Source organism: bacterium, assembly GCA_035295165.1.
Taxonomy (GTDB): domain Bacteria; phylum Sysuimicrobiota; class Sysuimicrobiia; order Sysuimicrobiales; family Segetimicrobiaceae; genus JAJPIA01.
Genome location: DATGJN010000082.1, coordinates 1 through 13,152, shown reverse-complemented (window position 1 = coordinate 13,152; position 13,152 = coordinate 1). Strand labels below are relative to the sequence as shown.

Sequence of the window (13,152 nt, the reverse complement as noted above, 5' to 3'; positions counted from 1 at the left end):
CCGCGGGATCTTCGCCCCCAGCGCCTGGAACTTCTTCGGATGCCGCAGGAACTCGATGATCTCCTCGAGCTCCTCCTTCGCTTCTTCCACCCCCGCCACGTCCTCGAACGTGACCCGCGTCTTCGCCTCCGTGTGCAGCCGCGCCCGGCTCTTCAAGAGCGACAGGGCCTCCGGTCCCCCGGACGCGCGGCTCTGCCGCCCCGCCAACAGGACGAACAGCACGACCATCGGCAGCATCACCGCGATCCAAGGACCGAGGGTGAAATGGCCGCCGGGTTCGACCGTGATCGACGCGCCTCTCGCGCGGAGAAGCGCGAGCACGCTGGCATCGTTCGGCGGGAGATACGTGTGGAACGGGCGTTGTCCAGGCAACGCTCCGAGGACCTCGTTGTCGCCACTCCGCCAGACCACGTCCGTGACCGTGCCGGCGCGGATGAGGTCGAGGAGCCGACTATAGGAGACCCCGGTGTCCGAGGCCGGCAGCTTCTCCGACAGGACCAGCCCCAGCATGATCGCCGCAACGATGGCGAGCGCGATCCATAGCCCCGCCCACAGTCGTGCGCGCACCGTCATTCGAGGCTCCGTCCCTTCGTTGGCCCATGCCACGCCGCAACGGCTGTGGCGGTCCGCGAATACGACCCTATTGCTCTCAGAGTAGACGGGTCTGGTGGCGTCGCCTATCCGGTCCCGGGCGGATTCGCATCCGGTCTCGGGCCCATACGCCGACGACGAAAGCCGAGGCTGATACGCCCCGGCCCCCGTGTTGCCCAAGCCCGTCTGTGGCGTTACAGTTCCTTCACCAGCGTCACGTCTGCGGCTTCGCGCCGTCCGTCGTGGTCCACGATCTCGAGTTCGACCGGCTGTCCCTCGTTGAGGACCCGGGGTCCCGCCGCGTTGATGGCCGACTCGTGTACGAAGACATCGCGCTCGCCTTCGACGCGGATAAACCCGAAGCCGCTCACGCGGTTGAACCACCGCACCGTGCCTTGGACGCGCTTGATCTGCGTCGACGATGGCATGGACGTCACCTCACTTGGCGCACGCGACCGTTCCGAATCGACCATGGTTCCTTGCCTCCCCACCACTACTAAGTTTAGGCTAGCGTGTTCGCGGCTTGTCCTCCATCGGACGGCGACCCGATTTGCGTTCTCAGCGAGTCGGCGGCGCGCCGGCGCAAATCGGGTCCCCGCCGGATGCCGGGCGGTGGCCCAGGGATGTAGCGTAAAGTCGAAAGGGTGTGTCGTTACAAGTACCGATCCGGCGGGGAGGAGGCGGCGATGCGCGTCGATCTCGACCTTCCGGAGAATCTCGGGGCGGAGGTGACGGCCGGAGCGACGCGGAATTATCTCGCGTTCCGCGCGTCCTCGCCGAAACCCGCACGGGAAGCCGACCACCACCGTCACTTGCTGCGCTTCTACGTCGCACGCACGCTGGCGAGATCGGGGTATCACACGCTGCTGGTTCGGCCGGTTGTGCGCGTCGGCCAGCGCAGGCTGCGCGTGGACGTGGCGGCGCGGCGGGGCACGCAGGTAGTGCTCGCGCTGTGCGACCATCCGGAGACGACGCCGGAGACGACGCCGGAAACGCTGGCCACGCTGTCGGTTCTGACCCGGGCCGACCACGTCGAGGTGCTGTTAGTTCGCCACGCGACGTCCGGGATCGACGCCGACCTCTGTCGACGCTTGCGCGCGCAGTTCGCACTGCCGGAGTTTCGACTCGTTTCCGTGGCGCTGCCTCCGTTTGACGATCCGCTCGAGTGCGACACCTGGATCTACGCGGAAACCCTCAGAGAGGGCGTACCCTAGGGCGACGGACACACACTTCGCGCCGGCGTCGGTCACGCCCGACGCCGGCGCTAGGCGTCATCACCCGGGCAACTAGCGAAGCAGGTCTGTGAAACCCCGGACCTTCCGATCGTCGGTGCGGAAGCGGAGACCGATGGCGTCGACGTCGACGACCCCCGCGACCGTCGCGGCCCGCCGCTTTGCCAGATCCGCGTCCGCCCGGGTTTCCAGCATGCCCGTAAGCGTCACGACGCCGTTGCGCGTCGTGACCGTGATATCCGCCGGATCGATCCACAGATCGTGCTGGAGGCTCCATCGCACTTCCTGGCTCACCGCTTCGTCCGGGCGGGCCAGCGTCCTTAGAATGTCGGCGCGCGTGACGATCCCGACGACACGCCCTCCCTCGATGATCGGCACCCGGTTGACGGCCCGGGTGGTCATGAGATGGACCAGTTCGCGCAGCGTGACCTCCGGGCCCGCGGTCACGACCTGATCGGTCATCAGTTCTTCCGCCGTGCGCGCGTGCAGCTTCGGCGTCGTACCCAGCGTGCTTGCCAGCCGGTCGAACAATCCGAAGCGGGTGCCCTCGTCCGGTGTGCCGTACTCGAGCTTCGTGAGGAAGTCCGATTCAGAGATGATACCGCACAGCCGGTCGTCTCGCTCGATTACCGGAACCCCGCTGATGTGGTGCGCGGCCATCGTCTCAGCGATCTCCTTGAGCGGGGCGTCCCGGTATACCGTCACGACGGGGGTGCTCATGACCTCACGCGCACGCATCGTCGGTCTCCTTTCTGTCCGTGTCCCTCAATTTTGCTTTCGCGCCGCTCGCGGCACCTGCTGTGCACCGCTGCGACCGGGGGCGCCCGACCCCTGTCGGACAGACCCGCTCGGCCGTCGATCCGTTTCTTCGCGGCCACCTTCAGGATAGCCGCGGCCCGGGCCCGCTGCCATCGGGTGGCGGGCTGATATCGTTGAGGCCTCCGGGACAAGGCCCGGCGTCTCTCGCCCAAATCGGTCCCGCACCCGATCCCGCCGGCCGGACGCCGATGCTAGGCTGTACACGGACGGACGGCACGGTCCAGATCCGGAAGGTGGTGTCGCGATGGAAGCGCGAGAAATCATGACCCGGGACGTCGTCACGCTCGCCCCTGACATGTCGGTCACGGAGGCACAGGACGCCCTGCTTCACTACCGGATTCACGGGGCGCCCGTCGTGGACGATGCCGGACAGATGATCGGTATGGTCAGTTTCACGGACCTGTCCTCGCGTCCCGGCCGGAAGGTGCGCGAGGTGATGACCCCCGATCCGCTCTCGGTCGGCGAGGACACGACGGTCGAGGACGTGGCCGCGCTCATGCTCGATCAGATGGTGCGTCGCGTCCCCGTGGTCGAGGGTGGACGCGTAGTCGGCATGGTGAGCGCGAGCGACATCATTCAGGTGTTCCTGAATCTGCACGAACGGACGCCGCGGGGGAACGCACGCCGTGCGGGCCCGGGTGCCGTGGTCGAGCAGGCGCCGCGGCGGACCGTCGCGGTGCCCCGGCGGGCGCCGCGACGAACGGCCGTCACCGGCGGGCGCCGTAGGGAGGGATCACGATGATGCGGATTCTGCTCGCGACCGACGGATCGCCTCACGCGCTGCGCGCGGCCGCGTTCGTTGCGCGGCTGACGCGGGAGGTGCGGGAGGCCGAGGTGACCGTCGTCAATGTCGGCCACGTGCCGACGGTGGCATTCGGCGGGCCCGGGGCCGGCGCGATGGTGGACTTCGGGATCCTCGAGGAAGGCCTTGAGCGCGCCGGCCACGAGATCCTGGACACCACCGTGCTCGAGCTCACAGGGGTCGACGCGCCGGTCGTCAAGGAGTATCGTCGCGGCGATCCTGCGTCCCAGATCCTCGAAGCCGCGAAGGCCAAGGGAGCCGATCTGATCGTGATCGGTAGCCGCGGGCTCGGCCAGTTGGGCGGCTTGATCCTCGGCAGCGTGAGCGAGCGCGTCTTGCACGCAGCCCACACGCCCGTGCTGATCGTGCGGTAGCGATTGTCCGGGCGACCGGGAACGGGGGGGACCGGTCGCTCGGGGCCGCGCACGGACGAGCCGGTGGGACGATCACCGGCGGGCGGACCACAGGAGGTCGCGATGAAGAAGCGGTTGGTCACCGCCAAGAAGATCTCGAAGTCCAGACTGGTTCGCGCGATCGAGAAGGGGCAGGCCCCGTTTCACGGGGCGCGGAGCCGGCGGGGCGCCAAAGACGCGAAGGACTTGCGAGGGGTCAAAGGGCTGCTGCTGAAGAACGCTGAAGAAGACGCGGATCGCGGGCTCGAGCCGTCCTGAGGGCGCCCGCGGGGCGGAGGGCAGCGGATGCGCGGGATGGTGTTTGACCGCCCGGGCGCGCCGTTGCGCCTGGCCGATGTGGCACGCCCGTCGCCCGGTCCGGGAGAGGTGCTGGTCCGCGTTCACGCGTGCGGCGTGTGCCGGACGGATCTGCACATCGTGGACGGCGAGCTGTCCCGGCCAAAGATCTCGCTCATTCCCGGTCACCAGATCGTCGGAGTGATCGAAGCGATGGGTACGTCCGTCGCCGGCCTGGCGGTGGGCGACCGCGTCGGTGTGCCATGGCTGGGGTGGACGTGCGGCCGGTGCCGGTACTGCCGGTCGGGTCGCGAGAACCTGTGCGACGAGGCGCGGTTCACCGGATACCAGATCGATGGTGGATACGCGGAGTACGCCGTCGCCGATGGCCGCTACTGTTTCGCGATTCCCGCCGGGTACGCCGATTTGCAGGCGGCGCCGCTGCTGTGCGCCGGGCTCATCGGCTACCGGTGCCTGCGATTGGCCGGCGACGCCGAGCGGTTGGGGCTGTACGGATTCGGCGCGGCGGCGCACATCGTAACGCAGGTCGCGCGCCACCAGGGCCGGCGCGTTTTCGCCTTCACGAGCCCCGGGGATGCGGCCGCGCAGGAATTCGCGAGGTCCCTCGGGGTCGTATGGGCCGGTGACTCGCTGCAGACCCCTCCGGAGCCGCTGGACGCCGCCATCATCTTTGCCCCCGTGGGCCGGCTCGTCCCCGCCGCGCTCCGCGCGGTGGTCAAGGCCGGGACGGTGGTCTGCGGCGGCATTCACATGACGGAGATCCCGGCGTTCCCGTACGACGTCCTGTGGGGCGAGCGCATCCTCCGGTCCGTGGCGAATCTCACCCGGCAGGACGCTCAGGAGTTTCTGGCCCTCGCCCCGGTCGTCCCGGTGCGCACCGAGGTACAACCGTTTCCGTTGGACGCCGCGAACGCCGCGCTCGACACCCTGCGGGCCGGCCGCGTGCGCGGCGCCGCCGTGCTGACGATCGACTGAGCCTCCGGCGGCGCGCTCGCGCGCCGACCAACGCTAGGCGGAGCGGCCGCCGTTCCGCACGACGAGGACTGGCACGGGCGCGTGCCTGACCACGTGTTCGGCAACGCTGCCCATAAACAGTTGCGAGACTCCGCGGCGCCCGTGGCTGCCGACGACGATCAGGTCGGCGCCGGCCTCCCGCGCGGCCGCGGCGATGGCCTCGCGTGGATGTCCCGCCCGCACGATCCGCTGAGTGATCTCCGGAGCGCCTGGCGCCACGGCGTCGAGCGACGCCCGCGCGAGTTCCTCGACCTCCTTCGCGACCTCGGCTGGCACGGGGGCCGGAAACACGGCGGGGCCGCTCAGCGGGACCCAGGTGGACCCGAGGTCCACGACGTGGAGGAGCGTCACTTGCGCGCCGCACGCGCGCGCGAGCGTTCGAGCCCACTCGAGGGCGAGCGCCGCGCTCTCCGAGAAGTCTATCGCTACCAGAATGCGCCGGACGGTCGGCGTCGTCATGATCCCTCCAGAGCCGCATCGATGGGCAGCTACTTCCGTCCGGCCCCGCCGCGTCCCTTGTCCTCGAGGCGTCCCGGACACAAAAGTTAGGGAGCGCACATCTGGTGCAGCCGGTGCCGTCTTTGGCTCGCCCCAGGGCCTACTGTCGGCTGGTGCTCTCCGGGATTTCCCCGCCCAGAGTGAACATGGCCAACTGTCGGACATCCCAGGCCGCGCGTTTGACTCGGCACATCGCCGCGTGCGCTCCACCAGTACTGTAGCGTCTAACCCGCCGATTGGCTATCGGGTCGTGGGAGTATTTCGAGAGCATTCCGGAAGACCGCCCGAAAATGCATTTCGGACCCGATTGTGCTCTCGGGATCGTCGGCGTAGCGTGAAAATGAGGCGGGGCGCGTTGGGCGTAGGGGAGGTGAGGGCGATGAAGCTTGTGCGATGGAGCCCTGTCTGGGACGTGGATACACTGCAGCGGTCCGTCGATAGGCTGTTCGACGAGGTGTTCACCAGGCCGCCACTACCTGCTCTGGCTTCGGCGGAGTGGGAACCGCCGGTCGAGGTGTATGAGACCGGTGGAGAAGTCGTGGTGCGAGCCGAGCTGCCGAACATCGATCCGAAGTTCCTCGATATTACGGTCGCCGGGGATGCGGTAACGATCAAGGGTGAAGTCAAGCGGGAGACCGAGCAGAAAGACCGCAACTACTACCGCCGGGAGCTCCGCTACGGTGCATTTGTGCGGATGATTCCGCTGCGGGTCGAGGTGAAGGGCGCGGAGGCGGTGGCCCAATACAAGGATGGGATCCTGGAGGTCAAGATCCCGAAGGCCACCGAGGCCAAGCCGGTATCGGTCAAAGTGCAGGCCGCGTAGCGGCAGCGTCGAGGTCATCGTCTGGGGGGAGGTCAGGACGGCCTTCCCCGTCTTTTTGTGTGCACGGCGTCGGGCCACGGCCGGACGGCGCAATCGGGTGGCCGGAGGATGGCGCCGGTCCCCGGGCGCGGGGTAGGATGGTTCCGGCAGGGTAGGGGTGCTGAGAGAGCGCGCGGAGGAGTGAGCGATGCGGCGAATCGGGGTGCTGACGAGCGGAGGAGACGCGCCCGGCATGAACGCGGCGATCCGCGCCGTCGTGCGGCTGGCGATCGCGCGGGATACGACCGTGGTCGGGATCCGACACGGGTACGCCGGGTTGATGGTCGGCGACACGGTGCCGCTGGACTCCGGCGCCGTCGGCGGGATCATCGAGACGGGAGGAACGATCCTTCGCAGCGCCCGGTGTCCGGAGTTCGCGACGGACGCCGGACGGGAGGCGGCCCTTCAGGCGTGGCGCCGTCTGGACCTGGACGGCTTGGTCGTGATCGGCGGAAACGGCACCCAGGCGGGCGCGCTGGCGCTGTACCGGCGCGGCGTGGCGGTCGTGGGGATCTCCTCGACGATCGACAACGACATCCCCGGGAGCGAGATGACGATCGGCGCGGACACCGCGCTCAACACCATCGTCGAGGCGATCGACCGCATCCGGGACACCGCGTCGGCCCACGAGCGCACGTTCGTCGTTGAGACGATGGGACGGGGTTGTGGGTGGCTCGCGCTCCACGCTGGCCTCGCGACGGGCGCGGATGTGGTGCTCATTCCGGAGGTCCCGTGGACGCTCGACCAGGTGGTCACGCGAGTCCTGGCGCGGCAGCGGGCGCAGAAGGCCCATACGGTCGTCGTCGTGGCCGAGGGTGCAGGCGACGGCGCGGCGATTGCCGGGCAGCTGAGCCAAGCGGTCGGGATGCAGATGCGCGCGACCGTGCTCGGTCACGTGCAGCGAGGAGGCGCGCCGACGGCGTTCGATCGGATTCTCGCGAGCCGCCTCGCGGCGACGGCCGTGCAATCTCTCCTCGACGGGCAGGCGGGTACGCTTGCCGTGCAGCGGGGCGGGACGGTCGTCGCGGCCGGGTTCGCCGACGCGCTCGCGGGCTCGCGGACCCTCGATCTCTCGCTCTATCAACTCGACGGCGTGTTCGCGGTGTGACCGCCGGAGCCGCCCGCGGCCGCTGGGTCCGAGGTGCCGGTCAACGCCGCGCGAAGAGGTCGTTGGCCCAGACCAAGAACCGCCCGTCTGCCAGGGGATCGAGCGCGACCATCTGCCTGCTCGTTGACGGGGCTTCCGCCGTCCACCGTTCGACCGAGTCCATGAGTTCGACCGTGTAGAGGATTCGCGTCCCGGTGCCCGTGAGGGCGGCTCGAACGGTCGCGAGGTTGCGGGCGCACGCGTGGAGCCCGAAGCGGCCCCGCTGCTCTGCGAGCCAGTATCGGCCCCACGCCTGCGGATACGCTTGGTACACGAGGATGTCGAGCCCGGCGCCGGCGAGCGCTCGGTAGTCGGCGCCGTGACGGCGCGCGTCGCGAGGGGGGAAACCCATGTAGTCGTAGGCGACGAGGACGCCATTGCTTGCATGGACGTGCGTCGCGACGGTCCGGTAGAACTCCGTCCACTGCGGGATGGTATCCGCTCGATCAGAGTGCAGATCCGGCGCCACAAACGAGCCGAACCCACAGAAGCCGTCTCCCAACATCAGGCCGTCGAACCCGAACGCCGCGCGAAGGCGCTCGTACTGACACCCGATGTACTCGGCGTAGGACACGCCCTCGCGCGTGAGGCGGACAAACGGGTTCAGGTCGGCGCTGCCTGGCACACGGCGAAGCTCGGGATGCCCGCGCAGCCAGCGGGAAGGGGGCAGCGGCCACCAGCCCCCGTAGTTCCAGCAGCCGATGACCACCCGAATGCCCTGCGCGTGCAGCGCGCCCACCAACTCCAGGAGATCCCGCTGTGTCGACCATCGATGCAGCGGGCCGTGGCGGTCGAGCCCGGTGTCGGCCCGCGGCGTATATTCGCGAAACGACAGGAAGAACTGCGGGTGCCGATCCTCCATCAGCACGACGGCCTCAACACCGGGTAGCCGAGCCAACGGCCGGGGGAACGCGCCGAGATCGGTGCATGCCCACACGGGTCCCCGGACGACCTGATCGTACGCAAGCTCGGTGGCGCGCGGTTGGCGCCGCAGGCGCGAGGCGGCCACGCGAAAGAGGTAGCCTGCGAGCGCCCGGATGGGGATGATGTTCGACGTCCGCGTTCGCGGCGGGCCGGCGTGTGCCGCGCGGCGAACACGCACCCGCGACCGCGCGACGCCACCGTGCCTGGACTGGCGGCGCTTCGTCACAGTGGGTATTTCGCCCGCGTGTCCGCAGATCCCCCGGCCGGCGCGCGGCTCCCCGGATCGGTTCCGGCGCTTCTGCGACCAGCAGCACGATGCATCGCCGCCGTCGACGCAGCGGCCTGTCGGTTCCCCGGTGTCGCACCCGCACGCGGCTGATGTCCGGCGGCGCGACGACACGATGTGCGGATTCCGCACGGTCCGTTCATCGTCGCCCTGGAAGACCGCGTTCCGCGATCCGGCGTGGGCCCGATGTCGCCCGCACGGTTCGCCGGACGAGCTCGACGCATCGGCGGCGCTGCCAGGAGCCGTTCGGGCGCGGTGGAAATCTGTTGGGGGGGCTAGTGGTTCGCGGATTCGTGTATCATAGGGAGTGTGCTAGGGCTCGGAGGGCGACGATGCCGCTAGAGAGCCGAACAGGAGTATTGCGCGCGTTCTCGCAAATCCTCAACCGCTCGTTCACGCTTCGCGAAGCGCTGGACGGTGCGCTGCCTCGCATTATCGAACTGGCGGAAGCGGACGCGGGGTGGATCTTCTTCCACGACGCGGAAACCGACACGTTCTCGCTCGCGTCCGACGTCAACCTGCCCCCGGCGCTCGCGGTGTCGGGGAAGCGGCGGATGTCCGGCGAGTGCCGGTGTATGCAGATGCTCCGGGAGGGACGGCTCAAGCAGGCGGTCAACCTGATCGACTGCCTGAGGCTGGAGCAGGCGCTGCCCCAGAGCCCGGATCGGCACCAGCATGCCACGATCCCGCTGATGTCGCAGGGCGACAGCGCCGTCGGCATCCTGAACCTGTTGCTGCCTCCCGGCCGGGTGCTTGCCCAGCACGATCTCGATGTCCTGGAAGCACTCGGCCACGACGTGGCGGTCGCCATCCAGCGGGCCCGCTTGTTTGAAGAGGTGCGCGACCGCGAGGCCACGACACGCGACCTGATGCAGCGCCTGCTGATGGCGCAGGAAGAGGAGCGCCGGCGCATCGCGCAGGACCTCCACGACCACGCCGGCCAGATGATGACCGCGCTCATCATTCAGTTAACGCACTTGATCGAACACATCGATACCACGGATAGGGCGAGGGTCACGGGCGCCCTGGGGCGCGTTCGGGCCGTCGCGGAGCAGAGTTTGGACGAGTTGCACAAGCTGGTCTACGACCTCAGGCCGTTGATCCTGGATGACCACGGGCTCACCGCGGCGGTGCGGTCGTACGTCGACACGCACCTGAAACCCACCGGGCTCGACGTCAGTCTCAAGATCATCGGGGTGGAAGATCGGCTGCCGCGGGATGTCGAGACCGCGGCCTATCGCATCGTCCAGGAGGCCGCGACGAACACGCTCCGCTACGCCGAGGCGAAACAACTCGAGATCCGGGTGGATCGCAGGGATGACTGGCTGATCGTGATGATCCGCGACGACGGCAAAGGCTTCGTCCTGGAAGAGGCGCATCCGAAGAAGAGCCTCGGGTTGCACGGCATGCGCGAACGAGCGCAATTGGTGGGCGGGAGCTTGCAGGTGCTGTCCGTGCCCGGGGCCGGGACCACGATCCTCGCACGGCTTCCTCTCCTCAAGGGGCATTAGCGGCGGGCCGCGCTCACGTGTTCTGTATGTTCGGGTTCCGCCCAGTCTGTCGCACGCGCGTGGCCGTGGAACTCGTCGTCGCCGGCGCCGAGCCGGGTGAGACGGCCGACCCGACAATGGAGGGCCGCCATCGATGGACCCCGGCGTGAGCCAGCGCCCGAGCCGCCACGCCTGATCCTGGTCGGTAACTGACGACGAACTGACCGCCACCGGCCCTGTAGCCGTTGCGCGCCGTAGGGATCTGGCGAGGCTCGTTTCGTTGGAGCGCTCCTGAACTTCGGCGTCAACAACGTGGCAGCGTCAGAGCTTCGCCGGAGTCCTGACACACGACGGGGTGGCGCGGTACGGGATCGCGTCTGCTCACGGGGCGTTCGACCCGCCTCTCGTCCCTACGCCGACGCGAACGCGGGTTGTCCAAATCAGGCTTCGACCCGATGGTGGGCCCCCGACGGGCGCGGGATCCTGGTCGGGGACGTCCGCAGCGATGATGCGCTGTAGGGGGGACGCGGTCGTGAGAGAACTGCGCGGGACAGGGGCCTCGAGCGGCATCGGGATCGGTCCGGCGGTGCTCTTCCGGCGGCACGCGCCCGCGCCGGCCGACGGTATCTCCGCCGACGCCGTTGGGCGGGAGACGGCGCGCCTGGCGGCCGCGGTCGCGCGTGCCAGGGAGGACCTCGCCGAGACCACGAAGGGAATGACATCCGCCGTGGGACGGGAAGAAGCGGGCGTGTTCGAGGCGCAGGCGCTCATGCTCGACGATCCGGAGCTGATCGGGCGGGCCGAACGACTTATCCAAGACGCCCGGTGTTCTGCCGAGCGCGCGATCGAGGATGCGGGCGCACGTGTGGCCGCTCAGCTCGAGTCTCTTCCCGATGAATACCTGCGCGCGCGGGCCGCCGATGTCCGGGATGTCGCGGCCCGCGTGCGGGCCGTGCTCGAGGGCGCGACCCACCCGCTCGCGGAGATCGCCTCGCCGTCGGTGATCGTGGCCGACGAGCTCCTACCATCCGACACGGCGGCGCTTGACCGCAGAAAGGTCCTGGGGTTCGTCACCGAGGTGGGCAGTCCGACCGCGCACGCCGCGATCCTGGCGCGCGCGCTCGGGATTCCGGCGTGTGTCGGCGTCCCGGGGGCCACGTCGGCGGTCTTGCCTGGTGAGACGCTGATCGTGGACGGGGCCCAGGGAGTCGTCCTGGTGGCGCCGGACGCCGCCACGGTGGCGGCATGGGAGGAGCAGCGCCAGGTGGCGTCGGAGCGGCGTGCCGGGTTGGCGGCGCTTCGCGATCTCCCGGCCGAAACGACAGACGGGCATCGCATTGAGGTGGCGGCGAACGTGGGATCGTTGGAGGACGTCGCCGAAGCGCTCCGACAGGGCGCGGAAGGCGTGGGTCTGTTCCGGACCGAGTTCCTGTTCATGCGCCGCGCCTCGCCGCCCGGCGAGGACGAGCAGTACGAGACGTACCGCGCGGCCGCCGCCACGATGGCGCCACGTCCGGTTATCGTACGCACGCTCGACATCGGCGGCGACAAATCCGTGCCCTGGCTGGCGATCCCGCGGGAAGACAACCCGTTTCTCGGCCTCCGCGGGCTGCGACTCTGTCTCAGGCACGAGGACGTGTTCCTCACGCAGCTCCGAGCGCTCCTCCGGGCCGCGGCGCATGGGCACGTCTGGGTCATGCTCCCGATGGTCTCCGACGCCGGGGAGGTCCGGGAAGCCCGGCGGCTGATCCGCGACGCGCGGGCGCAACTCGCCCGGCGGGGGGTGTCGCACGGTCCTGTGCGTCTCGGGATCATGATCGAGATCCCGTCCGCGGCGGTCCTCGCGGACACGCTGTTCGGCGAGGTGGAGTTCTTCAGCGTCGGTACAAACGATCTGGTGCAGTATGCGCTCGCGGTCGACCGGACGAACCCGCAGGTGGCGACGCTCGCCGACGCCTTGCACCCCGCGGTGTTGCGGCTGATCGCCGCAGTCACGCGCGCGCCCGGCCGCGGCGGCCGGTGGGTCGGCGTGTGCGGAGAACTCGCAGGAGATCCGCTTGCGGCTCCGCTACTGGTGGGGCTCGGCGTGAGCGAGCTCAGCATGACCCCGTCTTCGCTGCCGGAGGTGAAGGCGGCGGTGCGGGCGATCGCGCTCGTCGAGGCGCGGGCGCTCGTCGACCGTGCGCTCGCCTGCGGGACCGCGGCGGAGATCCGGGCGTTGCTGGGGGCGCGCGCTTCCGCGGTCCGGTCCCAAGACGCGTCTCGTGATCCGCGGCGATGACGTCGGCCGAGGTGGTCGTGCGCACGGGAGTCGGGCTGCACGCGCGGCCCGCCGCCGCGCTTGTGGCCGCGGCGAGGCCGCACGCGTGCCGGGTGACGGTCGAGTACGATGGGCGGGTCGCGGACGCGAAGAGTATCATCCAGGTGCTGGGGCTCGGCGTGCCGGATCAGGCGACGGTGGTGCTTCGGGCCGACGGCGACGGCGAAGCGGCCGCGCTGGCCACGCTGGTCACGCTGTTCGAACAGGGGCTGCACCGTGCGACCCCGGGGGACGCGTGAGCGCCGCTAGACCTCGACCGTGACGTTGCGCGTGGGGACCTCGGCGCGGTAACCGACTGATCGGAGATACTGGGTCAGCGCGGCGGCCTCGTCCTCGTCGCCGTGCACGCAGTAGGCGCGCCCGACCGACGGGATCCGTCGCACCCACGCGGTCAGTTCCGCCTGATCGGCGTGTGCGCTGAACGACGCGACCGTGCGGACCTGCAGCCGCACCGCGT

General features: G+C 69.4%; 16 protein-coding genes. 10 read left to right on the top strand and 6 right to left on the bottom strand.

The genetic code is table 11. The annotated features are described in order from the left end of the window. Together VKZ50_12860 and VKZ50_12855 are read right to left on the bottom strand one after the other, a co-directional pair. On the bottom strand, positions 1 to 573 hold a 573-nt coding region (locus VKZ50_12860), incomplete at its 3' end, for an ATP-dependent metallopeptidase FtsH/Yme1/Tma family protein (GenBank protein ID HLJ60608.1). A 212-nt stretch (positions 574 to 785) separates the two neighbouring features. After that, positions 786 to 1,019: a cold shock domain-containing protein gene (locus tag VKZ50_12855; protein ID HLJ60607.1), complete on the bottom strand. Its 234-nt coding sequence runs from the start codon at positions 1,017 to 1,019 to the stop codon at positions 786 to 788. A gap of 258 nt (positions 1,020 to 1,277) precedes the next feature. Between VKZ50_12855 and VKZ50_12850 the strand changes: the two genes are divergently transcribed. Further along, a complete protein-coding gene (locus VKZ50_12850) occupies positions 1,278 to 1,805 on the top strand; it encodes a hypothetical protein (GenBank protein HLJ60606.1) in 528 nt (175 codons plus the stop codon). A 72-nt stretch (positions 1,806 to 1,877) separates the two neighbouring features. Here the strand turns inward: VKZ50_12850 and VKZ50_12845 are convergent, their stop codons facing one another. Then, positions 1,878 to 2,561 carry a CBS domain-containing protein gene (locus VKZ50_12845; GenBank protein ID HLJ60605.1) on the bottom strand — a complete coding sequence of 228 codons (684 nt, stop codon included), beginning with the start codon at positions 2,559 to 2,561 and terminating at the stop codon, positions 1,878 to 1,880. Positions 2,562 to 2,886: 325 nt separating this feature from the next. Between VKZ50_12845 and VKZ50_12840 the strand changes: the two genes are divergently transcribed. From VKZ50_12840 to VKZ50_12825, 4 genes are all read left to right on the top strand, one after another. Then, the gene (locus tag VKZ50_12840; protein HLJ60604.1) at positions 2,887 to 3,384 is read left to right on the top strand and encodes a CBS domain-containing protein; all 498 of its coding nucleotides are present in this window, start codon (positions 2,887 to 2,889) and stop codon (positions 3,382 to 3,384) included. Beyond that, on the top strand, positions 3,381 to 3,818 hold the full coding sequence (locus tag VKZ50_12835; protein HLJ60603.1) for a universal stress protein: 438 nt from the start codon (positions 3,381 to 3,383) through the stop codon (positions 3,816 to 3,818). The genes VKZ50_12840 and VKZ50_12835 overlap by 4 nt, the downstream gene beginning before the upstream one ends. 102 nt (positions 3,819 to 3,920) lie before the next feature. Further along, a complete protein-coding gene (locus VKZ50_12830; GenBank protein HLJ60602.1) occupies positions 3,921 to 4,115 on the top strand; it encodes a hypothetical protein in 195 nt (64 codons plus the stop codon). A 27-nt stretch (positions 4,116 to 4,142) separates the two neighbouring features. Continuing rightward, on the top strand, positions 4,143 to 5,129 hold the full coding sequence (locus VKZ50_12825) for a zinc-dependent alcohol dehydrogenase family protein (GenBank protein HLJ60601.1): 987 nt from the start codon (positions 4,143 to 4,145) through the stop codon (positions 5,127 to 5,129). Between the two features lie 33 nt (positions 5,130 to 5,162). Here VKZ50_12825 and VKZ50_12820 read toward each other — a convergent pair whose 3' ends face one another. Then, entirely contained in the window at positions 5,163 to 5,627 is a 465-nt protein-coding gene (locus VKZ50_12820) for a universal stress protein (protein HLJ60600.1), read from the bottom strand. 418 nt (positions 5,628 to 6,045) lie between these two features. On the opposite strand from VKZ50_12820, the gene VKZ50_12815 reads away from it, so the two are divergent. Both VKZ50_12815 and pfkA read left to right on the top strand, forming a co-directional pair. Next, positions 6,046 to 6,489 carry an Hsp20/alpha crystallin family protein gene (locus VKZ50_12815; GenBank protein ID HLJ60599.1) on the top strand — a complete coding sequence of 148 codons (444 nt, stop codon included), beginning with the start codon at positions 6,046 to 6,048 and terminating at the stop codon, positions 6,487 to 6,489. Positions 6,490 to 6,676: 187 nt separating this feature from the next. Beyond that, positions 6,677 to 7,636, top strand: coding sequence for a 6-phosphofructokinase (pfkA, locus tag VKZ50_12810; protein ID HLJ60598.1), 960 nt, complete (start codon positions 6,677 to 6,679; stop codon positions 7,634 to 7,636). A gap of 40 nt (positions 7,637 to 7,676) precedes the next feature. Here the strand turns inward: pfkA and VKZ50_12805 are convergent, their stop codons facing one another. Further along, positions 7,677 to 8,777, bottom strand: coding sequence for a hypothetical protein (locus VKZ50_12805; protein HLJ60597.1), 1,101 nt, complete (start codon positions 8,775 to 8,777; stop codon positions 7,677 to 7,679). A 440-nt stretch (positions 8,778 to 9,217) separates the two neighbouring features. Here VKZ50_12805 and VKZ50_12800 point away from each other — a divergent pair, with 440 nt between their 5' ends. The 3 genes from VKZ50_12800 to VKZ50_12790 all read left to right on the top strand — a co-directional run bounded on the left by VKZ50_12800 (position 9,218) and on the right by VKZ50_12790 (position 12,934). After that, positions 9,218 to 10,396: a GAF domain-containing sensor histidine kinase gene (locus VKZ50_12800; protein HLJ60596.1), complete on the top strand. Its 1,179-nt coding sequence runs from the start codon at positions 9,218 to 9,220 to the stop codon at positions 10,394 to 10,396. 511 nt (positions 10,397 to 10,907) lie between these two features. Continuing rightward, positions 10,908 to 12,656: a phosphoenolpyruvate--protein phosphotransferase gene (gene ptsP / locus VKZ50_12795; GenBank protein ID HLJ60595.1), complete on the top strand. Its 1,749-nt coding sequence runs from the start codon at positions 10,908 to 10,910 to the stop codon at positions 12,654 to 12,656. Continuing rightward, positions 12,653 to 12,934, top strand: coding sequence for an HPr family phosphocarrier protein (locus VKZ50_12790; GenBank protein ID HLJ60594.1), 282 nt, complete (start codon positions 12,653 to 12,655; stop codon positions 12,932 to 12,934). The genes ptsP and VKZ50_12790 overlap by 4 nt, the downstream gene beginning before the upstream one ends. Positions 12,935 to 12,940: 6 nt before the next feature. On the opposite strand, the gene VKZ50_12785 is transcribed toward VKZ50_12790, so the two are convergent. Then, positions 12,941 to 13,152, bottom strand: a 212-nt coding sequence (locus VKZ50_12785) for an MBL fold metallo-hydrolase RNA specificity domain-containing protein (protein HLJ60593.1), incomplete at its 5' end; no start/stop codon positions are given.

What these genes read in the sequence shown, in the direction of transcription:
- VKZ50_12830 (HLJ60602.1), top strand. Translation starts at nt 3,921, where the DNA reads ATGAAGAAGCGGTTGGTCACCGCCAAGAAGATCTCGAAGTCCAGACTG.
- VKZ50_12845 (HLJ60605.1), bottom strand. Translation starts at nt 2,561, where the DNA reads ATGCGTGCGCGTGAGGTCATGAGCACCCCCGTCGTGACGGTATACCGG.
- VKZ50_12790 (HLJ60594.1), top strand. Translation starts at nt 12,653, where the DNA reads ATGACGTCGGCCGAGGTGGTCGTGCGCACGGGAGTCGGGCTGCACGCG.
- VKZ50_12800 (HLJ60596.1), top strand. Translation starts at nt 9,218, where the DNA reads ATGCCGCTAGAGAGCCGAACAGGAGTATTGCGCGCGTTCTCGCAAATC.
- pfkA (HLJ60598.1), top strand. Translation starts at nt 6,677, where the DNA reads ATGCGGCGAATCGGGGTGCTGACGAGCGGAGGAGACGCGCCCGGCATG.
- VKZ50_12855 (HLJ60607.1), bottom strand. Translation starts at nt 1,019, where the DNA reads ATGCCATCGTCGACGCAGATCAAGCGCGTCCAAGGCACGGTGCGGTGG.
- VKZ50_12820 (HLJ60600.1), bottom strand. Translation starts at nt 5,627, where the DNA reads ATGACGACGCCGACCGTCCGGCGCATTCTGGTAGCGATAGACTTCTCG.
- VKZ50_12850 (HLJ60606.1), top strand. Translation starts at nt 1,278, where the DNA reads ATGCGCGTCGATCTCGACCTTCCGGAGAATCTCGGGGCGGAGGTGACG.
- VKZ50_12815 (HLJ60599.1), top strand. Translation starts at nt 6,046, where the DNA reads ATGAAGCTTGTGCGATGGAGCCCTGTCTGGGACGTGGATACACTGCAG.
- VKZ50_12835 (HLJ60603.1), top strand. Translation starts at nt 3,381, where the DNA reads ATGATGCGGATTCTGCTCGCGACCGACGGATCGCCTCACGCGCTGCGC.
- VKZ50_12840 (HLJ60604.1), top strand. Translation starts at nt 2,887, where the DNA reads ATGGAAGCGCGAGAAATCATGACCCGGGACGTCGTCACGCTCGCCCCT.
- VKZ50_12825 (HLJ60601.1), top strand. Translation starts at nt 4,143, where the DNA reads ATGCGCGGGATGGTGTTTGACCGCCCGGGCGCGCCGTTGCGCCTGGCC.